This window comes from Sinomonas terrae (assembly GCF_022539255.1).
Taxonomy (GTDB): Bacteria; Actinomycetota; Actinomycetes; order Actinomycetales; family Micrococcaceae; genus Sinomonas; species Sinomonas terrae.
In genome coordinates, this window is the sequence record NZ_JAKZBV010000001.1 from 4,231,420 (window position 1) to 4,253,163 (window position 21,744).

At 67.3% G+C, this 21,744-nt stretch carries 16 protein-coding genes; 6 read left to right on the plus strand and 10 right to left on the minus strand.

Translation table 11 applies throughout. From position 1 onward, the window contains the following. Positions 1-45: 45 nt before the first annotated feature. The 3 genes from hutH to L0M17_RS19635 form a co-directional block, all read right to left on the minus strand. On the minus strand, positions 46-1,647 hold the full coding sequence (gene hutH / locus L0M17_RS19625) for a histidine ammonia-lyase (RefSeq protein WP_241056052.1): 1,602 nt from the start codon (positions 1,645-1,647) through the stop codon (positions 46-48). A gap of 11 nt (positions 1,648-1,658) precedes the next feature. Further along, the gene (gene hutU, locus L0M17_RS19630; RefSeq protein ID WP_241056053.1) at positions 1,659-3,392 is read right to left on the minus strand and encodes a urocanate hydratase; all 1,734 of its coding nucleotides are present in this window, start codon (positions 3,390-3,392) and stop codon (positions 1,659-1,661) included. Positions 3,393-3,647: 255 nt separating this feature from the next. Then, entirely contained in the window at positions 3,648-4,436 is a 789-nt protein-coding gene (locus L0M17_RS19635; protein WP_241056054.1) for an IclR family transcriptional regulator, read from the minus strand. Between the two features lie 225 nt (positions 4,437-4,661). Here L0M17_RS19635 and L0M17_RS19640 point away from each other — a divergent pair, with 225 nt between their 5' ends. Continuing rightward, positions 4,662-6,092, plus strand: coding sequence for an amino acid permease (locus L0M17_RS19640; protein WP_241056055.1), 1,431 nt, complete (start codon positions 4,662-4,664; stop codon positions 6,090-6,092). Here L0M17_RS19640 and L0M17_RS19645 read toward each other — a convergent pair. Further along, the gene (locus tag L0M17_RS19645; protein WP_241056056.1) at positions 6,089-6,835 is read right to left on the minus strand and encodes a 3-hydroxybutyrate dehydrogenase; all 747 of its coding nucleotides are present in this window, start codon (positions 6,833-6,835) and stop codon (positions 6,089-6,091) included. The two genes, L0M17_RS19640 and L0M17_RS19645, sit on opposite strands and share 4 nt — an antisense overlap. Further along, positions 6,832-8,208, minus strand: coding sequence for an MFS transporter (locus L0M17_RS19650; RefSeq protein WP_241056057.1), 1,377 nt, complete (start codon positions 8,206-8,208; stop codon positions 6,832-6,834). Before L0M17_RS19650 ends, L0M17_RS19645 begins: the two co-directional genes overlap by 4 nt. 138 nt (positions 8,209-8,346) lie before the next feature. Here L0M17_RS19650 and L0M17_RS19655 point away from each other — a divergent pair, with 138 nt between their 5' ends. Beyond that, positions 8,347-9,240 (plus strand): LysR family transcriptional regulator, encoded by an 894-nt coding sequence (locus tag L0M17_RS19655; protein ID WP_241056058.1) that lies wholly within the window; start codon positions 8,347-8,349, stop codon positions 9,238-9,240. Here L0M17_RS19655 and L0M17_RS19660 read toward each other — a convergent pair. Continuing rightward, positions 9,230-10,081, minus strand: a complete 852-nt coding sequence (locus L0M17_RS19660) for a spermidine synthase (RefSeq protein ID WP_241056059.1) — start codon at positions 10,079-10,081, stop codon at positions 9,230-9,232. The genes L0M17_RS19655 and L0M17_RS19660 overlap by 11 nt on opposite strands. Before the next feature lie 275 nt (positions 10,082-10,356). Here L0M17_RS19660 and L0M17_RS19665 point away from each other — a divergent pair, with 275 nt between their 5' ends. Continuing rightward, a complete protein-coding gene (locus L0M17_RS19665) occupies positions 10,357-11,487 on the plus strand; it encodes an acyltransferase family protein (protein ID WP_241056060.1) in 1,131 nt (376 codons plus the stop codon). A gap of 489 nt (positions 11,488-11,976) precedes the next feature. Here the strand turns inward: L0M17_RS19665 and L0M17_RS19670 are convergent, their stop codons facing one another. Continuing rightward, positions 11,977-13,023 carry an IS110 family RNA-guided transposase gene (locus tag L0M17_RS19670; RefSeq protein WP_241056061.1) on the minus strand — a complete coding sequence of 349 codons (1,047 nt, stop codon included), beginning with the start codon at positions 13,021-13,023 and terminating at the stop codon, positions 11,977-11,979. 295 nt (positions 13,024-13,318) lie between these two features. Between L0M17_RS19670 and L0M17_RS19675 the strand changes: the two genes are divergently transcribed. Next, a complete protein-coding gene (locus L0M17_RS19675; protein WP_229230975.1) occupies positions 13,319-14,713 on the plus strand; it encodes an IS1380 family transposase in 1,395 nt (464 codons plus the stop codon). Positions 14,714-15,053: 340 nt separating this feature from the next. After that, positions 15,054-16,223 carry a hypothetical protein gene (locus tag L0M17_RS19680; protein WP_241056062.1) on the plus strand — a complete coding sequence of 390 codons (1,170 nt, stop codon included), beginning with the start codon at positions 15,054-15,056 and terminating at the stop codon, positions 16,221-16,223. 19 nt (positions 16,224-16,242) lie between these two features. On the opposite strand, the gene L0M17_RS19685 is transcribed toward L0M17_RS19680, so the two are convergent. Together L0M17_RS19685 and L0M17_RS19690 are read right to left on the minus strand one after the other, a co-directional pair. Then, the gene (locus tag L0M17_RS19685; protein WP_241056063.1) at positions 16,243-16,743 is read right to left on the minus strand and encodes a GNAT family N-acetyltransferase; all 501 of its coding nucleotides are present in this window, start codon (positions 16,741-16,743) and stop codon (positions 16,243-16,245) included. Positions 16,744-16,749: 6 nt separating this feature from the next. After that, on the minus strand, positions 16,750-17,412 hold the full coding sequence (locus L0M17_RS19690; RefSeq protein ID WP_241056064.1) for an O-methyltransferase: 663 nt from the start codon (positions 17,410-17,412) through the stop codon (positions 16,750-16,752). A gap of 1,093 nt (positions 17,413-18,505) precedes the next feature. Here L0M17_RS19690 and L0M17_RS19695 point away from each other — a divergent pair. Next, on the plus strand, positions 18,506-21,283 hold the full coding sequence (locus L0M17_RS19695; protein ID WP_241056065.1) for a DEAD/DEAH box helicase: 2,778 nt from the start codon (positions 18,506-18,508) through the stop codon (positions 21,281-21,283). Between the two features lie 19 nt (positions 21,284-21,302). On the opposite strand, the gene L0M17_RS19700 is transcribed toward L0M17_RS19695, so the two are convergent. Then, the gene (locus L0M17_RS19700) at positions 21,303-21,644 is read right to left on the minus strand and encodes a thiamine-binding protein (protein ID WP_241056066.1); all 342 of its coding nucleotides are present in this window, start codon (positions 21,642-21,644) and stop codon (positions 21,303-21,305) included. Positions 21,645-21,744 lie beyond the last annotated feature (100 nt).

Here is a 21,744-nt window from a genome sequence, read left to right on the forward strand (position 1 = left end):
CCTCCCCAAGAGGCCTCCCCAAGGAAATCACCCGGAGAGCCAGCGTCAGCGAAGGCCGCCGACAGCCGCATTCACCGCAGTAAGCAGCTCGCCGTCGGCGAGAACCCGGTCCGCCTCCTCGAGCTCGGGCGACATGAAACGGTCGACGCCGGGCCCCGCCACCGTGCGCCGGAGAACTGCGAGCGCTGCCGCACCTCCGGGGCCGGGGACGAGGGCACCGCCGGACATCGCGGTCCGCAGATCGATCGCGCGGGCCGCAGTCACAAGCTCGATCGCGAGGACCCGCCGCAGGTTCTCGACTGCCTTGCGCAGCTTGCGCGCAGCGTGCCACCCCATCGAGACGTGGTCCTCCTGCATCGCCGAGCTCGGGATCGAATCGACCGACGCCGGGACAGCGAGGCGCTTGAGGTCCGACACGAGGCCGGCCTGGGTGTACTGCGCGATCATGAGCCCGGAATCCACACCCGGATCGTCCGCGAGGAACGCCGGGAGCCCGTGCGAGCGGGCCGGGTCCAGCATGCGGTCCGTGCGGCGCTCAGCAATCGATGCGAGGTCCGCCGCCGCGATCGCGAGGAAGTCCAGCACGTACGCGACGGGGGCACCGTGGAAGTTGCCGTTCGAGCTCACGCGGCCGTCGGGCAGGACCACGGGGTTGTCGATCGAGGCCTCTAGCTCGCGACCAGCGACCATCCGAGCGTGGGCGATCGTGTCCCGGACCGCACCGGCGACCTGAGGTGCGCAGCGGAGCGAATACGCGTCCTGAACTCGGCTGTCGCCCACCTTGTGCGACTCCACGATCTTCGAGTCCCGCAGGACGGCGAGCATGTTTGCAGCCGAATCAGCCTGGCCGGGATGCGGGCGAAGCGGCTCGTGGAGCTCGGGCAGGAAGACCTGGTCCGTTCCCATGAGCCCGTCGATGGACAGAGCCGCCGTGACATCCGCAGTCTTCACGAGGGCGTCGAGGTCGTGCAGCGCCATAAGGAGCATGCCGAGCATGCCCTCGGTCCCGTTGACGAGCGCGAGGCCCTCCTTCTCAGCCAGGGTGACCGGCTCGATCCCCTGCTCGGCGAGGAGCTCCGCCGTCGTCCGCTGGCCACGGCCGCCGCACTGCTCGCCGTCGGGGCCGAACGCCTCGCCCTCGCCCATGAGCACGAGCGCTACGTGGCTGAGCGGAGCAAGGTCGCCCGAGCAGCCGAGCGAGCCGAACTCCCGAACTACGGGGGTGATGCCCGCGTTGAGGAGCTTCACGAACGTCTCGAGGACCACGGGACGCACACCCGTCCGCCCTGATGCGAGCGTCTTGGCGCGCAGGAGCATGAGCGCGCGGACGACCTCGCGCTCGACGGCAGGCCCCATCCCGGCCGCGTGGCTGCGGATGAGCGACTTCTGCAGCTGGGTGCGCAGATCCTGGGGAATGTGGCGGTTGGCGAGGGCGCCGAAGCCCGTCGAGATGCCGTAGGCCGGGGTCTCGCTCGCCGCGAGCGCCTCGACGTGGGCGCGCACACGGGCAACCTCTTCGAGGGCCTCGGGTGCAACGCTCACCTTGGCGTCGTAACGGGCGACGGCGACGACGTCGGCCGCGGTCAGCCCGCCGAGGGCGAGGGTGACCTCGGTGGGGAGATGGGTTTCGGGGGCGGTGAGGGTCATGTGAGGCTTCCTTACTTCGCCGTGTCGGCGTGCTGCATGGGGATTTTGACGCCGCGCTCGGCGGCTACTTCCACTGCGCGTTCGTAGCCGGCGTCGACGTGGCGGATCACTCCCATGCCCGGGTCGTTGGTGAGCAGAACAGAGAGCTTCGCGGCGGCGAGCTCGGTGCCGTCGGCGACGGAGACCTGGCCGGCGTGGATCGAGCGTCCGATGCCGACCCCGCCGCCGTGGTGGATGGAGACCCAGGTCGCGCCCGAGGACGCTGCGGTGAGGGCGTTCAGGAGGGGCCAGTCGGCGATCGCGTCCGAGCCGTCCTTCATGCCCTCGGTCTCGCGGTAAGGGGAGGCGACGGAGCCGGAGTCGAGGTGGTCGCGCCCGATCACGATCGGGGCCTTGACCTTGCCCTCGGCGACGAGCTGGTTGAACAGGAGGCCGGCCTTGTGGCGTTCGCCGTAGCCGAGCCAGCAGATCCGGGCCGGGAGGCCCTCGAACTCGACGAACTCCTCGGCCGCGTCGATCCAGCGGTGCAGGTGCTCGTTGTCGGGGAAGAGCTCCTTGATCGCCTGGTCCGTCACGCGGATGTCCTCCGGGTCCCCGGAGAGCGCGACCCAGCGGAACGGGCCCAGGCCCTCGCAGAACAGCGGCCGGATGTACGCCGGGACGAAGCCCGGGAACGCGAACGCGCGCTCGTAGCCGCCCTTGCGTGCCTCGTCGCGGATCGAGTTGCCGTAGTCGAAGACCTCTGCGCCCTCGTCCTGGAACTCGACCATGGCCTGCACGTGCCGGGCCATCGCGTTCTGGGCCTTCTTCGTGAACCCCTCCGGGTCCGCCTCGGCCTCCCCGTGCCACTGCTCGAGCGTGTACTCGGTGGGCAGGTACGAAAGCGGGTCATGGGCCGAGGTCTGGTCGGTGACGACGTCCACCGTGAGCTCCCCGGCGCGGTGGCGGCGCAGGATCTCGGGGAAGACCTCCGCGGCGTTGCCGACGTAGCCGACCGAGAGGGCGCGGCCCTCTTCCTTGGCCTTGACGACCTTGGCGAGCGCGGCGTCGAGGTCCGTCTCGACCTCATCGAGGTAGCGCTTGCCGGCCCGGCGGCGCAGGCGGGATTCGTCGACGTCGACGATCAGGACCGCGCCGCCGTTGAGGGTCACGGCCAGCGGCTGCGCCCCACCCATGCCGCCGCACCCGCCGGTGAGGGTCAGGGTGCCGGCCAGGGTCGGGGCCGGGATCCGGCCCTCGGCGTGGAGCTTGGCCGCGACCGCAGCGAACGTCTCGTACGTGCCCTGCAGGATCCCCTGGGTGCCGATGTAGATCCACGATCCCGCTGTCATCTGCCCGTACATCATGAGGCCCTCGGCCTCGAGCCGGCGGAACTCGGGCCAGTTCGCCCAGTCGCCCACGAGGTTCGAGTTCGCGATCAGCACCCGCGGAGCCCACTTGTTGGTGCGGAAGACGCCGACCGGCTTGCCGGACTGCACAAGGAGGGTCTCGTCGTCGTCCATGTCCTTGAGCGTTTCGACGATCGCGTCGAACGCCTTCCACGAGCGCGCGGCCCGCCCCGTGCCGCCGTAGACGACGAGCTCGTCCGGACGCTCGGCGACCTCCGGGTCGAGGTTGTTCATCAGCATCCGCATCGGCGCCTCGGTCTGCCAGGACTTCGCGCTGATCTCGGTGCCTCGAGGGGCACGCACGGGGCGGGCACCGGTCGTGAAATCAGCCTTGTGGGCCGGATCGGAGGTGGTCATTGTGACTCCTGCGTCAGTGTTGGTGGTCTGGGGGTCCGTGCGGACCTTCTTCATCCATGAGACCGCGGTGAGAGCCCTCGAAACAGGGCCTTTCAGAGGGCGCTGTCTGGGATCTCAGACGTACTCGAAACGCCCGCCCGATCCTTGTTGGATTCCGACCGGAATCGGTGCCGCGATCTCGGCGATTCGGCGAGACACGCCGAGAAAAGCTGGCAACGTGCCTCCAATCCCGGTCGGAATCTGTCGCCTAGACGCTTAGCCCCTGCCGTAAATCCGGTGCGAGAGCTCGCCCGCGACCCGCAGGACTTGGCGCGCGAGCTCGTCCCGCTCCTCCACCGGCACCTTCTCGCCGAGGAAGGTGACGGCGACGGCCGCCGTCGGCCATCCCGCATGGTCGGTGACGGCCGCCGCGACCGAGGCGAATCCGGCGGTGACCTCGCCGTCCTCGGTTGCATAACCGCGCTGGCGCACCTGGTCCAGGGCCGACTGCAGCGCCGCGTAGCTTCGGATGTGCTCACCTTCCTCAGTGCGTTCGCTGAACGCGGCCGCGTTCGGGTACAGCGCGCGGACCTGCGACTTCGGAAGCGTCGCGAGGATCGCGCGACCGCTCGCGGTGAGGTGACTCGGGAGGCGGACGCCGACGTCGGTCACAAGGGAGGGCCGGTTCTTCGCCCGCTCCTCGACGATGTAGAGGACGTCCCTCCCATGAAGGACGGCGAGGTGGGCGCTTTCGCCGATCGTGTCGACGAGGGAGGCGAGCATGGGGCGCCCCAAGCGGGAGAGCGGCTCCTGACGCGAATAGGCACTCGAGAGCTCGAACGCCCCGATTCCGAGGCCATACCGCCGCTCCTCCGGCAGGTGCATGACGAAGCCGTTTTCCTCCATGACCGCGAGGAGGTGGTAGACGGTCGATCGCGGGAGCCCCAGCGTCGCGGCGATGCTCGCCGCCGGCTGCGGGCCACGACGCGACGCGAGCAGCCGCAGGATCCGCAGAGTGCTCTCCGCGGCGGGGACTTTGGATTTCAGGCCTGCTTCGGGGGGCATAGGGCACCTCGCGTCGGGGGCCCCTGAAGGGCCGTGTCTGGAATACCGAACTCCAGTGTGCACGCGGACGACGACGGTGCGCACCTCCCGGGAAAGCCTCGCCGTCCCGGATGCCGGACAAAGCGCGTCTGCGGTCCGAGACACAAGCAGCCGTGACTCCACTCACAGCGTTCAGACGAACCGGCAGAGTGGAAGGAATCCTTCCCAGAGACGTGAGGAACCCCCATGCAGTCTTCAACCGCCGTGCTCAGCCGCGGCCTCAACGTCCGGCACATCCGGTTCATGGCCTTGGGGTCAGCCATCGGCACCGGACTCTTCTACGGTTCGGCCTCGGCCATCCAGGCCGCCGGACCCGCCGTCCTCATTGCGTACATGATCGCGGGCGCGGCCGTCTTCATGGTCATGCGCGCCCTTGGCGAGATGGCCGTCCGCCACCCCGTCGCCGGCTCCTTCAGCCAGTACGCCAGCCGATACCTCGGCCCGCTCGCGGGCTTTGTCACCGGCTGGACCTATGTGTTCGAGATGGCGATCGTCGCCATCGCCGACGTGACGGCCTTTTCCATCTACATGGGCTTCTGGTTCCCGGACACTCCACGCTGGATCTGGATCCTCGCCGTCATCTTCTTCCTGACCGGCGTAAACCTGCTCAGCGTCAAGGTCTTCGGCGAGCTCGAGTTCTGGTTCACGCTCGTCAAGGTCGTCGCCATCGGCGCGATGATCGCCGGCGGCGCGTTCCTCATCGTCTTCGGCGTGCAGCTCGGCAGCCAGCACCCCGGCGTCGCGCACCTCGTAGACCACGGAGGCTTCCTCCCGAATGGCTACGGAGGACTGCTTGCGGCGTTCTCAGTGGTCGTGTTCGCGTTCGGCGGCGTCGAGACGATCGGCGTCACCGCCGGCGAGGCCGAGAACCCCAAGCAGGCCATCCCCCGCGCCGTCAACACAGTGCCCGTCCGCGTGCTCCTCTTCTACGTGCTCACCCTGACCGTGCTCATGAGCCTCTTTCCCTGGTCCGAGGTCGGAAGCCAGGGCAGCCCGTTCGTCCAGATCTTCAACGGTCTCGGGATTCCGGGCGCCGCGAACGTGCTCAACGCCGTCGTCATCACGGCCGCCCTCTCCGCCATCAATTCCGACATCTTCGGTGCTGGGCGCGTCCTGTTCGGTCTCGCCCAGCAGGGGCACGCGCCGTCGTCCTTCGGGAAGGTGTCGAAGCGTGGTGTGCCGTGGCTGACCGTCGTCGTCATGACCGGGGTGCTGCTGGTTGGGGTCGTGCTCAATGCCGTGATCCCCGAGGACGTGTTCACGATCATCGCGTCGATCGCGACCTTCGCGACCGTGTGGGTATGGGTCATGATCCTCGTGAGCCACGTCGCGATGAAGCGCGAGATCCGCAAGTACGCACTCGCGCCCTCGGAGTTCCCGTCGCCCCTGTGGCCCGCGGCGTCGATCGCCGCGATCACGTTCCTGGCGCTGGTGATCGTGGTTCTGGGCTGGTTCGAGGACACGCGGGTCGCACTCGTGGTCGGCGCCGTCTGGCTTGGGCTCCTCGGCGCGGCCTATGCCCTGTGGGTCCGGGGCGATGGCCGACGGCGACCCGCCCTCCGCGACGAGACCGCACCGCTTCCGGTGGTCGCGGAGGGCGAGCAGGCGCGCATCTAGCGCGCCGACCAGCCGCCGTCCATCGTGTAGCTCGCCCCGGTGACCATTGCGGCGTCGTCGGACGCCAGCCACGCCGCGAGCGAGGCGACCTCCGCGGGCTCGACGAGCCGCTTGATCGCCATCTCGGTGAGCATGACCTTCTCGAGCACCTCGTCCTCGGAGATGCCGTGGGTGGCGGCTTGATCGGCGATCTGCCTCTCGACGAGGGCAGTCCGCACATAACCGGGGTTGATGCAGTTCGACGTGACCCCGTGGTCGGCGCCCTCGAGGGCCGTGACCTTCGAGAGGCCCTCGAGGGCATGCTTCGCCACGACGTACGCGCTCTTGAAGGCAGAGGCCCGGATGCCGTGCACCGAACTGAGGTTGATGATCCTCCCCCAGCCTTGCTCGTACATGTGCGGGAGCGCGGCCCGCACGAGGAGGAACGGCGCCTCGACCATGAGCTTCTGGATCCTGCGGAAGACGTCCGGCTCGAACTCGTCGATCGGGGCGACCTTCTGGATGCCTGCATTGTTCACGAGGATGTCGCAGTCAAGGTCCAACGACTCGAGCGGGGCGGTGTCAAGGAGGTCCACGGCCCAGGCCTCGCCGCCGAGTTCGGCTGCGAGCTTCTGGGCGGCGTCGCCGTCGAGGTCTGCGATGACGACGGCGGCGCCACGCTCGGCGAGCGCCGTCGCCACCGCTGCTCCGATCCCCGCCGCGCCGCCCGTGACGAGCGCCTTGCGTCCGGCGAGCCCGCTCATGCGCGCGCCCTTGCCTCGCCCGCAACACCCACGCGGGCAGCATCCGCCGCGTCGAGCGCGTGGAGCGAGGCTCCCTTCGTCTCGCGGAGCGCGATCACGGCGGCGGCGGTGATGAGGGATGCGATCGCGAGGTAGACGGCGGTCGGCCACCACGAGCCCGTGGCCTTGAGCCACTCAGTCGCGAAGACGGGCGCGAGCGAGCCAGCCACGATCGACGTGACCTGGTAGCAGATGGACACGCCGGAGTAGCGCATACGGGTTGGGAACATCTCGGCCATGATGGCCGGCTGACCGGAGTACATGAGGGCATGGAAGACGAGACCCACGATGATCGTCAAGAGGATGGCCCAGGTGTTCTTCGTTCCGAACGCAGGGAAAGCCCAGAATCCCCAGGTCGCGGTGAGGATCGCCCCGGCGAGGTAGACGGGCTTGCGGCCGACCCGGTCGGCCATCCGGCCAACGGTGAGGATCACCACGAAGTGGCACACGTGTGCTATTGCGATGACGCCAAGGATCGAGGCCGTGTTCATCTTGAGCCCCGTACCGAGATACACGATCGAGAAGGTGACCACGAGGTAGTACATGATGTTCTCCGCGAAGCGGAGGCCCATGCCCACGAGGATCCCCCTCGGGTAGCGGCGGATCACCTCGAAGACCCCGTACCCCGCGGCCTTCTCGGCCTCGAGCTCAGCCTTGGCCGCCTCGAAGATGGGGGCTTCGGTGACCTTGGTCCGGATCACGTAGCCCACGATGATGACGATCGCGGAGACCCAGAAGGCGATGCGCCAGCCCCATGCGAGGAACGCGCTCGACGACAGCGTGGAGGTCAGAACCCAGAGGACAGCGGTGGCGAGGACGTTGCCGAGCGGCACTGCGGCCTGCGGCCACGACGCCCAGAACGCACGGTCCTTGTCGGGAGCGTGCTCCGCGACCAACAGCACAGCACCGCCCCATTCGCCGCCGAGCGCGAGGCCCTGGACGAAGCGGAGTGCGACAAGCAGGATCGGAGCCCACACACCGATCTGATGGTAGGTGGGAAGGCAGCCCATGAGGACGGTTGCGACACCGATCAGGAGGATCGTGATCTGCAGCGTCCGCTTCCGGCCGAGCCGATCTCCAATCTGGCCGAACACGACGCCGCCGAGCGGGCGGGCGATGAAGCCCACCGCGTACGTCAGGAACGCCGCGATGATTCCGTCGTACTCATTGCCCATGGTGGGCAGGAGGATCTTGTTGAAGACGATCGTCGAAGCGGTCGCGTAAAGGAAGAAGTCGTACCACTCGACGACCGTCCCGGCCATCGACGCGGACACGATCTTGGTCAGAAGCGAGCGGTCGGCGCCTGTGCCGACCGGGCGCTGGATTGAGCTCATGGGTTCCCTCCGGTGTGATACGAGCCACTTAGCCTCCGCCAGTATTCCTGCGCGAATTTGGTGCTTCAATGACCAGTACCGCAGGGTAACTGTGCAGAATTGCAGATTCTGCGCCCTCGGCACGCTACAGTGGGCGATATGACGACGGCGTCCCCCTCGCCCGACCAGCTCCTCGTCCTCCTCGAGGTCTCCCGCGCGGGGAAGTTCACGACAGCGGGCGAGAGCCTCGGCCTCAACCACACGACCATCGCCCGCAAGATCGCCGCTCTTGAGAAATCGCTTGGGGGCAGGGTGCTCGCCCGGGCCGCGGGCGGGTGGGAGCTTACTCCCCTCGGCGAGCGCGCGGTGGGCATCGCCGAAGAGGTCGCGGACGCCGTCGGCCGCCTCGCCCCGGGCGCAGACGATCCCGTCACCGGCGTCGTCCGGATGACCGCGACGGACGGCTTCAGCGCCTACATCGCCTCCCCCGCCGTCGCCGACCTGCGCGGGGAACACCCGAACCTCGCCGTCGAACTCATTACTGTGACGCGGCGGGCGCTCCAGCAGCGCTCCGGCGTCGACATCGAGGTGGTGGTCGGCGAGCCCCAGGTCCACCGGGCCGAGGCGATGCGGCTCGGCGAGTACACGCTCGGGATGTACGCCTCGCGCGACTACCTCGAGCGGCACGGCGCGCCCGAGACTCCCGAGGAGCTGGCCCGGCACGGCCTCGTCTACTTCGTGGACTCGATGCTCCAGGTGGACGACCTCGACGCACCGCGCAGACTCGCCCCGGAGATGCGGGATGGCCTCACGTCAACGAACGTGTTCGTGCATATCGAGGCGACGCGCGCCGGGGCCGGCATCGGCTTCCTGCCGTGCTTCATGGCGGATCGCCACGACGACCTTGTGCGGCTCCTGCCCGGCTACTTCCGCGAGCAGCTTCCGTACTGGATGGTGCTGCGGCCCGACTCGATGCGCCACCCCGCGGTCGCCGCCGTCGTCGACGCCCTCAAGCGCAAGGTGGCCGAGGCGCGGGCGATGCTCATGGGGTAGCGGGATCGGGTGCCGGGCTCCCGGGCGGATCGTGCCTCGGCGCGGCCTTGCCGATCCAGCTTCGAGCTTGGGCGTCGTCCCAGAACTGGGCCGGTAGGCCCCCACCCAGGAGACGACGACGGAGGGCCGCCGAGCCTTCGAGCGGGCTGTCGCTTCCCGCGACGATGATGTTCCCGTACCGCCTGCCCTTGAGCATCGCAGGGTCCGCAACCACTCCGATATAGGGGAAGACCTCGGCGATCGCGGCGGCCTCCTCGCGGGCCGTGATCTGGTCCGGCGCACTGCCGATATTCGCCACGAAGAGCCCACCGGAGTCGAGGAGCAGTGCTGAAGCCCGGGTGAACTCGACTGTTGTGAGGGGGTGCGGTGTCCGAGACCCGGAGAAGACGTCGCGAATGATGAGGTCCCGCGTCCGCGGGGTGAGCGATTCCGTGACAGCGCGCGCCTCGCCGACGCGGAGCCGCAGGAGCGGCGCCTTAGGCAGGTCGAACCAGCTCCGGACATACTCGGCGAGCTGCCCGTCGAGTTCGACGACGACCTGCCGCGCGTGCGGGTAGCGCACCGCGAGATACCGAGGCATCGAGCAGCCGCCTCCGCCCTGATGGAGTGCCCGGAGCCTGTCGGTGCTCTCGGGCGGAAAGCGCTCCTCGACTAGCGCAATGATCCAGCGCATGTACTCGAAGTCCAGCCGCAGTGGGTCACTCAGGACGATGTGGGAGCTCTGGACGCCGTTGATCTTGAGGAGCCAACCGTCGGAGGCGTCACCGTCGCGCTGGAGCTCCGCCATGCCCGTGTCGATGGGGTACAGGCCAGGAGACAACTGGGGCGTGCGCGAATCCATGACGACCACGCTATCCGTATTGCGGCGACCGAGGAGATCGTCTGGCCTTGTGTCTGAGCGCGAAGAGACAAGTTTCGGTCGGCTCGAATATGTCGCCTCTCTTCAACGAAGGATCAGCCAAGGATTGCGCAAGGTTTCGAAATCACAGATCTCCAACAGTGTGGGATGAACAAGGAAGTGCTTTCGAGAAGGGGGTAATCGATGCTGTACGCCACTGCACCCGCATTCATGGGGCTGATGTGCCGACAGATTCGAAGGGGCAACGGCAGGAAGCGGTGAAGCGAATCCACTCGCTGACTGGCCTGCGGTTCCTCGCCGCCAGTGCCGTCGCGCTCATGCATGGCTTCGCCCGCTACGACCTTCCGGTGGTGAACCTCGGATTCCTGGGGGTGAGCTTCTTCTTCGTCCTCTCCGGCTTCGTCCTGACCTGGGCGGAGACGACAGCGGACGGCACTGTCACGTTCCTGCGGAACCGTTTCGCCAAACTGTTCCCGCTAAACGCAGCCACGCTTGCCGTCGCGGCGATTGTCCCTGTCGCGCCGAACTCCAGTCGGCTCTCGTTCCTGCAGAGCCTCACCCTCACACAAGCTTGGCGTCCGTCCTCGGCATCGTCCTTCAATGCGGTGGCGTGGTCCCTGTCAGCCGAGGCCTTTTTCTACCTGCTGCTTCCCGCGATGCTGAGGGTAATGCGGCGGTTCAACGTCCGCGAGCTGGTCGGCACCGTCGTGTTCCTTATGGTCCTGCAGCCGGTGATGGGCCTGGTCTTCCAGCTCACCCTGGGTGGCGGGAACGACGGATGGGCAGCCCACTTCCTCACCTACGACTTCCCTCCCTACCGGATGGCCGAGTTCGTCATCGGCGTCGCGCTGGCCCTCCTGCTCAAGGCGGGACATGCACCATCCCGCACGAGTCAACTCACAGCAGCTGCCGTCACCACAGCCGGGATTGCCCTGACGCTCCTCGCCGATCTGTCCCATCTCACGCTGTGGTGGGCCAGCGAGGCCCTCATACTGCCCGCGATCATCGTCCTGGTCTGGGCCACAGCCCGGCGCGAGCTGGAAGGCCGGAGCTGCCTTCTGACCCATCCGCGCATAGTCCGACTTGGAGACCGCTCCTTCTCGTTCTACATGGTGCACTACCTCGTCCTCGGCGCGGTCGGACTCCTAGTCGCCCAAGGCCCCCAAAGCCTCCCCTGGTGGCTCGTCCCGCCAGCCCTCCTCTCAGCCGCCGCAGTCGCTGCTCTCGCCTACCGTTTCGTCGAGAAGCCCTGTGAACGGGCCATCCGCGACCTGTTCGCCGTCCACCGCTTCGGCTCGACCGCTCCGAGGCCTGCGTCCGAGCCTCCGAGACCCTTGGAGGGGCAGAGCGCAGAGGTACGGGTTCGCCTTAGGGGCCGGAACCTATGAACGGGGCAGGAGGGGCGACCGAGACGTCATGGGCTCCGTCAAGGCCCGCGGGAGCCAAGGCCTCGGCGCTTCCCCTGACTGTGCGGGGACGACGATGGGTCACCGAGTGCACCGGCGTCGTAGTAGCACTGGCGCTGGCACTGCTAGCGGTGTGGCACATGGACGCCACCGGCCGCTCATGGATCCTCTACTACGAATCCGACACAGTCCTGCCCGCGCTCGTGCGAGGGTCAGTCCTGGCCGGGCAGCCCCAGGACTGGTCGCTCTCAGCCGTGCTGTTCATTCCGGAAATGGGCCTCTATTCCGTGATCGCCACACTGGGGCTCGGAATCAAGGTTGCTCCTATGTCAACGCCCCCTCCCGGAGCTGGTAATCCTGGCCGCGTTCTCGCCGAGGTCAAGGCCGGTGCCCTGCGGGTGGCCTTGCGGCCAGCCTTGACCGCGGCTGCGGGCGCGGCTGGGCAGCCGGGAGCCGGGAGGGGGCCCGGATTCAGGCTGCGGCCTTTTCGGTGGTCTGGGCGTTCGAGCTGAGGGCGCGGTAGACGGCTCTGGTGATCTGCCGTTTGAGGCAGCGGAGTGCTTCCTTCGTGCTGTCACCGCAGCCGAGGCGGCGGTGGTAGTAGTCGCGGCCAGGGCATTCGTGGCGGGTCTGGGTGACGGCGATGCGGTGGAGGGCGGCGTTGAGCTGACGGTTCCCGGAGCGGTTGAGCCGGACGCGCCCTGCGGTGCTGCCGGACCAGGCGGGGATGGGTGCGGTGCCGGCGAACATCGCATAGCAGGCCTCGGAACGGAAGCGGCGGATCCCTGCTGTCTCGCCGATGATCTTGGCCGCGCTGAGTGGACCGCAGCCAGGGACCGCGAGCAGGGCGGGAGCGTACTCGCGCACAACGGATCCGATCCGCGCTGCGAGGGCCTCGATCTTCGGGCTGAGGCGGTCAATGTCGGCCAGGATCTCCAAGGCGAGCTCGGCTACGAGCCCCTCCTGCATTCCGAGCCACTCGGCGAGCTCGACCCTGACGGTCTGGCGGGCCAGCTCGCCGCGAGAGGGATCGCGTGCAGGCTCCAGCTCGTGCAGGTGCCAGCGCAGCCGGTTCACCGCCCGGGTGCGCTCGGCGACGAGGTCATCGCGCCGGTCGGTGAGCAGCTTCAGCTCACGGGAGGCCGCATCGTGCGCGGCCACCGGCAGCTCCGGTTCGCGCAGGACTGCGCGGGCGATGGCAAGGGCGTCGATTGGATCAGACTTGCCCCGCGTGCGGGCCGAGGCGCGTGCCTTCGCGGTGAGCTTCGGCGGAACCCGCACGACGCGTTCCCCGACGGCGAGCAGGTCCTGCTCGAGGCGGCCCGAGAGGTGCCGGCAGTCCTCGATCCCCCAGAGGCGCTCCTGGTCCCCGAAGCCGCATCTGGCCCAGCGGACCGCCTTGTCATGACCCGCGGGCGTGGCCGGGACGGTGATCCCGTCGAGGCGTCGTCCGTTGCCGTCGACGGCCTCGAAGGTATGGGACTTCTTGTGGACGTCGCCGCCCAGAACCACCACCATGGTTGGTACCTTCCTCTTTGAGGGAATGGCCGGACCGGTCGGTGGACAAACCTCAGTCGAGGGCGCTACCCACGCTCCTATCAAGTCACGCCGGCCGGTCCCTTCACACCCGGTGCCGGCAGAACTTTGACCAGCCAGTCCTTCCTCGACGAGGTGACGACGGGAACCTTTAGCCTTGATCCACCGATGGGGTTCGTGGCGGCGTGGCGTAATTAAGGGCAAGATGCCCGCCATCCCGGGGAGAATTGGACTTGCGACAGAACCAGTTCCCTGAGGATGAGAGGGCATCTCGTAGGTGCAAGTTTCCCACAGTCAGGCCGCGGTGGCGGTGTCCTTCGACGAGCCGAACCTCGTCTCCGCGGCAGGCCTGCTGCCGGTGATGCGCCTGGCCGAGGCCGCAGGGCTCCGGGCCCTGACCGACGCGCATCTGAGCGTGCCGACGGACAAGGGCGCGAACGCGGGCCTGAAGATCGCCTCGCTGGTGGCCGGGATGGTCGCCGGGGCGGACTCGATCGATGACATGGCCCTGCTGCGCCACGGCGGGATGGGCAGGCTCTTCAAGGCCTGCTACGCGCCCTCGACCCTGGGCTCCTTCCTGCGCGCGTTCGCCTTCGGCCACGTCCGCCAGCTCGACGCGGTCGCCGCCCGCTTCCTGGCGAACCTCGCCGCGCGGGCCCCGCTGCTGGACGCCCCGGCCGTCGGGGAGTTCGTGTTCGTGGACGTCGACGACACGATCATCGAGGTCCACGGCCACGCCAAGCAGGGCGCTGGCTTCGGGTACTCCGGGGTCCGCGGGCTCAACGCCCTGCTGGCCACCGCCACCACGGCCCAGAGCGCGCCGGTGATCCTGGCCCAGCGGCTGCGCAAGGGCGCTGCGGCGTCCCCGCGCGGGGCGTCCCGGCTGGTCGCCGACGCCCTCTCCGCCCTGCGCCGCGCCGGGACGCCGGGGAGGGCGCTGGTCCGGGCCGACTCGGCGTTCTACGGGCACCCCACCGTCGCCGCCGCCCTCGCGGCAGGGGCCGAGGTCTCGGTCACGGTGCGCCTGGACCCGGCAGTTAAGCGTGCCATCGCCGCCATCCCATCGGAGGCCTGGACGGCGATCGAGTACACCGATGCGGTCTTCGACCAGGCCGCCGGGACCTGGATCTCCCGGGCGGAGGTCGCCGAGGTCCCCTTCACCGCCTTCGCTTCGCGGAAGAAGGCCGAACAGGTCACCGGGCGGCTCGTCGTGCGCCGCATCCCGGACCTGAACCCCAAGGCCCCCGACGGGCAGGGGACCCTGTTCGACACGCACCGGCACCACGCCTTCTTCACCACCGTCCCCGCCCAGGACCTGGGCACTGTCGCGGCCGATGCCACGCACCGTGCCCATGCGGTCATCGAGCAGGTCCACGCCGACCTGAAGGACAGCGCCCTGGCGCACCTGCCCTCGGGGAAGTTCGCGGCGAACTCGGCCTGGCTCGTCGCGGCGGTGATGGCCTTCAACCTCGCCCGCGCGGCCGGGACCCTGGCCGCCGGCCCCTTCGCGAAAGCCAGGACCGGGACCATCCGCCGCAAGCTCGTGAACCTCCCGGCCCGGATCGCCGCCAGCGCCCGGAAGATCCGGCTGCGGCTGCCGGCGAACTGGCCCTGGCAGAACGCATGGGAACAGCTCTTCACCGCCGCCCACGCCCCGCCGTCCATGCCCTAGGAAGACGCAGCCTGGCCCCGCGAGGCCCCGAACAGCACCAGAAGTGGAACACCGCCGGCAGCGAGGCCGCGCCCCCACCCCTGCCCGAAACATCCATCATCCACCGCCCGCACAGGACCGCCGGACCCAACACCCGATCGGTGGATCAAGGTTTAGAGCCAAGCACCGGATGCGAAGGATCCAACCACCGCAGCACCTGCGGCACCACCCACGATGACACTGAGGAACCTTTGCGCTCAACGCGGTCGCGAACTTCCTCCTGTTCTACGGCTCGCTCAGAGCCCTGAGCGGTTTCGTCCAGAGGTCGGCGGCACCGCCGCGCCAAGTCTCCGGTGCGCTAGTGGCTTTCGCCGCGATGATGTCCCTCACACTCCTGGAAGATTCTCCCCGCCCCGATACCTTCGAGCTCGCCTCCCTCCTGGCGACTGCCACGTACTACAGCTCGACCGTGCTGGCGTCAGTGCTCGCGACGGGAATGGCCTCGTCCCTCGCCACGGCCCAAACTGGCAGAACACGCTGGCTCGGGCTCGGGCTCCTCGGCCTGAGCGCCGCGGCCACACTGACCAATCCCCTCTTCCTGGGCTGGGAGGCAGGACCGCTGGCGCTGGTCCTTGCCCTCATGGCCCGGCGGCGTATGCTCCTATGGCGCCGCCTCATCCGAATCGGGGCCCTCTTGACCCTGGGCTCCGCCCTCGGGTTCGCGGGAAGGATCCCCTTCGCTCCCCTCATCGGCAAGGACAGTACCGCTTACCTCGATGTCGGATCGGCGCCCTGGCTGGCCGTCTACTACCCCAAGATGCTGGCCGATCGCGCATGGACACTGGCCGGGGCGATCTCGCTCACGGCCGTCGTCGCCCTGATCCTCGTCTCGGGTATCGCGTTCCGCAAATTCCTCGCGGCACAAGACGCGAACGCGGCCCTCGTGTCCGGCATGGGGTGGGCGGCCCCGGTCGTCGTCATCGTCGGCGCGATCGCCCTAGGCGCTTTCGGCACAAGGTACCTCCAACCCATGTTCTTCGCGCCCGTCTGCACTCTGGTGCTGGCCCCCAGGCTCATCGACCATCGCACGCCGTTCCCCCGGCGTCTTCCCCACAGGACGCTCCAGGCGCTTCTTGCCGCCACGGTGGTGGTCTGCCTGAGCTTCTCGGCCGTCGCAACGGTCGCCCTGAGCCGGTCGGCAACGGTACTCAACCCGGACATCCGCTGTGTCGACGAGTGGATCAGCGCAAGCCACCGCACAGGCGCGGGACACTTCTGGACTATCCGAGGGCCCAAGGCCTACCTCGCCGTGCCCGACCAGCTCATCCAGATACAGGATCCCTTCAGCGCCTTCCCCTGGCTCACCGACCGAACAGACTACGCCACCCAGAAGGTCTCGTTCGTGCTCAGCGACACCGCATACCCGCTCCCTCAGCTGCCACCACCGGCCAACACGGCGCCACATCGCACAGTCTCCTGCGGCCGCTATACCATTACCGACTTCGGGGCAGCGATCCTCCCCATCGGCTGATTGGGCCTTCTACCCTCGTTCAGCCTCGCACCATCCTGATCTCCGGCACGCGCTGGTCATCGGCGACGAAGAACTCGCGCGCGCCGTCAGGCTCGAAGCCGAGCTTCCTGTAGAACGCGATCGCCCGCGCGTTCTCTTCGAGGACCCAGAGGAATGCCGGACCGTCGCCGAGGACCCGCTCCGCGAGGGCCTTCGAGAGCCCGCTCCCGTACGCCTCGGCGAGGATGTAGATCGTGTAGAGCTCCTGCGGAGCCGGGGCGTCGCCGCCCGAGTCGGCGCGCGCTGGGCCGGCCCCCGCCATCCCGACCATGCGCCCGGCCGAACGGCCCACCGCAAAGTGCTCTCCGCCGTCGCCTGCCAGAAGCTGCCGCCAACGCTCGGTGCGCTCCGGGTTGCCGCCGAGGCGCGCGAGGAAGTCGGGGGAAAACAGGTGGACATAGGCTTCCCGCCAGCCCTGATCCTTGACGGCGAGAAGCTCCTCGGCGTCGTCGGGCCCGGCGTCGGTGATCTCGAAGTCCACCGGCCGCTACTTCACAACGGCGAGCGCAAAACCGTCCCAGCCCTTCGAGCCCACGGTCTGCACGACCGTCGCCTCGAACGGCGGGCTGCCGAGCAACTCGAGCGCCGCGATGATTCCGGGGGCATTCGTCTCGTCGATCTTGGGATCGAGGAGCGCCCCCTCCCACACCGCGTTGTCGACGACGACGACGGTCCCCGGCCGCCCGAGCCGCACGGCCCACTGGAGATAGTTCGTGTCGTTCTGCTTGTCTGCGTCGATGAAGACGAAATCGTAGGGTCCTTCGAGCGCGGGAAGCGTCTCGAGGGCAGGGCCGACGTGTACCTCGACACGACCGTCGAGGCCTGCCGCGGCAACGTTCGCCCGGGCGATCTCCGCGTGCTCGGGAAGGTACTCGAGCGTGTCGAGGTGGCCATCCTCCGGGAGCGCCTGGGCCATCCAAATCGTGCTGTATCCCGCCAAGGTGCCAATCTCGAGGACCCGCCTAGCCTGGCTCATCCGGACGAGGAGATGGAGGAGCTTCCCTGCCGTGGGCTGGACTTCTATCGCGGGCATTCCGCGCTCCACGGCGGTCTGCAGCGCCCGTTCGTGCTCAGGCCCGGGCTTCACAACCGTCTTGGTCAGCCAGCGTTCGACGTCGATCCATCCGGGTTTGGGTGCGTGCTCGACCATGTCGCTCAGTCTGGCGCGGTCCCCGTGTCGGCGCAACGTGACATTCGTACCTGCTGAAATCCACGGCAGTCCAGCAACGCCGCCCCCACGATAATGAACGCTCGCCCTGCATTGCTCCGCGTCGATCAGCTCCTCGCTGCACTCGATCGAGGCCGCGGTGACCTTGTAATCATCCGTCAGGGAAGCTGCCCGATTAGATTGGCTAGACACCTGCGCCCGTCGGATCGGGTATCCCCTGACACGGTTGGCTCACCTGGTCAGGAGACCGGGGGTTGTCGGGGACTAGGCCGCGCGCGTAGAAGGAGGGTGCTCTATGGGGGGCGCGAAAGAGGGGGCATCGGGCAGCAGAGGAGGGCGTCCCATAGAGGGCAAGGCTCCCTTCGATTTCTGGCTCGCGGTTGAAGCTTTTTCGCCTCAGAGTGTGCCGAACCCTTCCAGATCCCGTGGAGCGATTCCGTACGTAGCGGACTATTCAGGGCAGGCTCCGCTTCCGTGGGAGGATCCTCGTTGGCCTCGGAGCCGCCCCGGACGGGTGTGGCGGCACAGCGTGTTTCTTGGCGTATACGACGTGGAGTCGGCTTGGACCGTCCTCGGCACGAAGACGGCTGAGGACCTTACGGCCCCGTCGGCTGGCCAAAGCGCGGTGGCGATGCTCAGTGTTGGGGAAGACGGAGTGCTTGGCGTCGATGACGTGACTCTGTCGCAGTGCGTCTGGGCTGCCGGTCGCTTCAGACAGCGGAACCGGCTGGATGATGTTCTCGAGAGCTTCACGGCTGATGAGACGAGATGGGCACAACGGCTCGGCGACCTTATCCTGGCGCGCGGAGTACGGGCGGGGGACGAATCTCCTTCTGGGTTCCAGACCCGACCCCTGGCCTACGCTGATCTCCAAGCGATTCTTGCCCTCGCCCTGAGCGAAACGGGAGCTGACGGACTTCTGACATACCGGGGCGGGGAACTGGCGGCCATCAGGGTGGAGAGCCGGGAGATCCGGGCGAGGCGGGATGCCGAAGAACCGGAGCCCAAGTTTCTCAACAGCTTCTTCTTCTCCGATCTCCTATCGATCTCGCAGAAACCCCGGTGGGGCGGGGCCATGTCCCAATATTTGGGTCCTGACACGTCCGAGCAGAGAGTCGATGTCCGCGTGGACGCCCTCGCCGTCTACGACTCGGTCTCGCCGAACATGCTGCCCGACGGCCGGTGGCCGAGCGACGTCACGCATCCTCTGGCCCTGTCGCAGCAGTTCGCGATCAACCGGGCGCTGGCCGATCTGGAAGGCGCTGAAGGGCTATTCGCCGTCAATGGACCTCCGGGCACCGGCAAGACGACCATGCTCAGGGACATGATCGCAGCATTGGTGACCAAGCGCGCCACAGCTCTGGCTTCGTTCGATCACGCGGCAAGCGCATTCGTTGGGACCAGGGAGATCAACACCAGGTCCGGAATCCGGTCCAAAGTTCACCGGCTGCACGAGAGCCTGCGCGGCTTCGAGATAGTCATAGCCTCTTCCAACAATGGGGCGGTCGAGAACATCAGTCTGGAAATCCCTGCACTCTCCGAAAACGTCATCGGCCCCACGTTTAGCGATACGGCGAGATACTTTCCCGAGATCGCAACCCGCCTGTTGAACGAGAAGCGCAACAACGACGGCGACGAAGACGAGCCACCGAAGCAGGCGTGGGGCTTGACCTCCGCCAAACTCGGGAACTCCGCCAACGTCGGAGCCTTCATCGGCGCAGCGCTCTTCGGCGACAAGAGATGGCCCGACGCCGACGATGCGGTACCTGGGCTCTTCCAATTGCTGAACCAGCCGCCTGCCGATGCCCTCTCGTGGCCGGCAGCCAGGAAATCCTTCCTGAAAGCAAAATGCGAGGTGGACCGCCTTCGGGCAGTACGGCAGCGGCTCCACGAGGCGTTCGTCGACCTGCCACGCCTCCGTCAAGAGACCCAACACCTCGAGCGCGCGCTTGAGGTCGACACCACACAGCTAAAAGAGCAAGAGTGGCTCGTCTCCCGGCAGGAGGCAGCCCTTGCAGAGCTCGCACGGGCCGAAGCGACAGTTCGTGCTGACCTTGCCGGCCATCTGGCCGCACGGCCGGGAGTATTGGAACAGATCTTCTCCCTCGGACGTGTCATGAATGCGTGGAGGCAACGGCAGGCCGACCTCGCCGAACGCGTGGATCGTGCCTGCACGGAGACCGCGAGCCTCAAGGCGACAATCGGTGAGTTACGAATCGCTGCTTCTTCGCTTCGGGCGCGCCGGGACGAGACCTCCGGCCGTCTGCAGAACCGGAAACGTCGGCTCACGACGGCGGAGGCCGCGCTCGCCCGATATACCCATGAGAAGCCACCTGCAGACTGGTTCGCCATCGGCAGCGTGGAGCGGGAGAAGGCCGCGCCGTGGCTCGACAAGGAGTTCAACGAGGCCCGATCCCGGCTTTTTCTCGAAGCCCTCCAGCTGCACCGAGCATTTGTGTTCGACCAGAACGAGAAAATGCGTCAGAACCTCTCGGCTGTTTGCAACGTGCTGAAGAAGTCGGTCGCGCCTGATACCCCGTCCGCAGCAGTGAGAGAGGCCTGGGAAGCCCTGTTCATGGTGGTGCCCACCATGACCACCACATTCGCCTCCATGCCGAGGCTCTTTGCCTCCCTCAAAGACGAACAGCTCGGATGGCTTTTCATCGACGAGGCCGGCCAGGCCACCCCTCAGGCAGCCCTTTGCGGCATCTCCCGCGCCCGACGCGCCCTGCTGGTGGGCGATCCGCTCCAACTCACACCAGTGGTGACCCTCCCAAGCGAATTCCAGAACCGGCTCCTTGAGATAGCCGGCACCCACCCGCGCTGGCTCTCCGGGACCCACCCCGCGCAGGTTCTCGCTGACCGGACGGCCAAGTACGGAACGCATATCCAACCGGCTGGGCGGGACAAGATCTGGGTTGGGGCACCACTACGGGTCCACCGGCGATGCGATAATCCGATGTTCGACACCGTCAACCAGGAGGTCTACGACGGCCTCATGATCCATGGTGGAAAAACCCTGTTCAGGAGATTTCCCCTTGGGGAGCATCATCAAGAAGCCCCGAAATCCTCGTGGCTCGATGTGACCACAACCGAATGGAATGGTCATTCCTCGATCCAGGAGCTGATCCGTTTCGATGAACTCCTCAGGAATCTGAAGGAGGCGGGGCACGATATGTCCAAGGTGCTCGCCATCGCTCCGTTCCGGCAGACAGCCTTTGAAATCGAGCGGCGGGCGAGACGGTATCTTCGCGACTCGAAGGCGCAGTCGGGGACCGTCCACCGCGCTCAGGGCAAGGAAGCAGACATCGTGATCCTCGTCCTCGGAGGCAAGACGTCCGGGGTCAGGAACTGGGCAGTTGAGACTCCGAACCTTTTCAACGTTGCCGTCAGTCGGGCAAAGCACCGGCTCTACGTCATTGGCGACCACGGGGAATGGGCCAGACTCCCGTACTTCAGCGCGATCTCGCAGCGGCTGGACCATCACCCCCTGCAGGTACCCCTCAGCGACCTGTTCGCAACGCTCACCAGACCAGAAGGCACGCCTTCCGACGGGCAAAAGCCACGGATCATTGACGATAACGGGCACCCTGTAAGCCGCATGGAATATTGGGGGCAGAGAGAGCTCAGCGCAGAACTCTGCATACCCGCCCCACGCGTTGGCGACCTCCTTAGAGAAACTGGGCTGCTGCTTCCCGGCCCGGACAAGGAACCGTCCCCCAAGGCTCTGCAGCAAGGCCTAGCCCTGTGGGTAACGGTCATGACTGCCGACGGCCCGCGCCGATACGCGAGATGGCATCGCACCCGAGCCCTGGAGATCCTCGAGCGCGCGCTCAAGGCCAAGCAGACCTGATGGACGAACGCGCTGAGAACTACTGGCGCGTCTCCTCGATCGCCCTCTCGAGCCGCTCGACCTTCCCCTCTATCTCACCCGTGTGGCCGGGGCGGATATCCGCCTTGAGGACAAGCGAAACTCGGGTCCCGTACCGGCCGACGGCCTCCGTGGCGCGCTTGACCACGTCCATGACCTCGTCCCAGTCGCCCTCGATCTCGGTGAACATCGAACTCGTCCGGTTCGGCAGTCCGGAGTCCCGCACGACCTTCACGGCGGCGGCCACAGCCTCATGCACCGAATCGGCAGGAATGTCCGACGGCGCGTGGCCCGCTTCTGCGGGCCTCTCGCCGGAGGGGGAGACAGAGAAGGCGACAATCATGGACCCAGTCTTCCACGCTCACGCGGCGCCGGGCCGGGCTTCCCTTCGAGACTTTTTCGCACCAAGAACGCGAGATTTCTCTGAGAGTTCAGCTTCACAT

Coding starts and splice junctions, on each gene's coding strand:
- hutH (WP_241056052.1), bottom strand. CDS start 1,647: ATGACCCTCACCGCCCCCGAAACCCATCTCCCCACCGAGGTCACCCTC.
- hutU (WP_241056053.1), bottom strand. CDS start 3,392: ATGACCACCTCCGATCCGGCCCACAAGGCTGATTTCACGACCGGTGCC.
- L0M17_RS19635 (WP_241056054.1), bottom strand. CDS start 4,436: ATGCCCCCCGAAGCAGGCCTGAAATCCAAAGTCCCCGCCGCGGAGAGC.
- L0M17_RS19640 (WP_241056055.1), top strand. CDS start 4,662: ATGCAGTCTTCAACCGCCGTGCTCAGCCGCGGCCTCAACGTCCGGCAC.
- L0M17_RS19645 (WP_241056056.1), bottom strand. CDS start 6,835: ATGAGCGGGCTCGCCGGACGCAAGGCGCTCGTCACGGGCGGCGCGGCG.
- L0M17_RS19650 (WP_241056057.1), bottom strand. CDS start 8,208: ATGAGCTCAATCCAGCGCCCGGTCGGCACAGGCGCCGACCGCTCGCTT.
- L0M17_RS19655 (WP_241056058.1), top strand. CDS start 8,347: ATGACGACGGCGTCCCCCTCGCCCGACCAGCTCCTCGTCCTCCTCGAG.
- L0M17_RS19660 (WP_241056059.1), bottom strand. CDS start 10,081: ATGGATTCGCGCACGCCCCAGTTGTCTCCTGGCCTGTACCCCATCGAC.
- L0M17_RS19670 (WP_241056061.1), bottom strand. CDS start 13,023: ATGGTGGTGGTTCTGGGCGGCGACGTCCACAAGAAGTCCCATACCTTC.
- L0M17_RS19690 (WP_241056064.1), bottom strand. CDS start 17,412: ATGGTCGAGCACGCACCCAAACCCGGATGGATCGACGTCGAACGCTGG.
- L0M17_RS19695 (WP_241056065.1), top strand. CDS start 18,506: ATGTCCCAATATTTGGGTCCTGACACGTCCGAGCAGAGAGTCGATGTC.
- L0M17_RS19700 (WP_241056066.1), bottom strand. CDS start 21,644: ATGATTGTCGCCTTCTCTGTCTCCCCCTCCGGCGAGAGGCCCGCAGAA.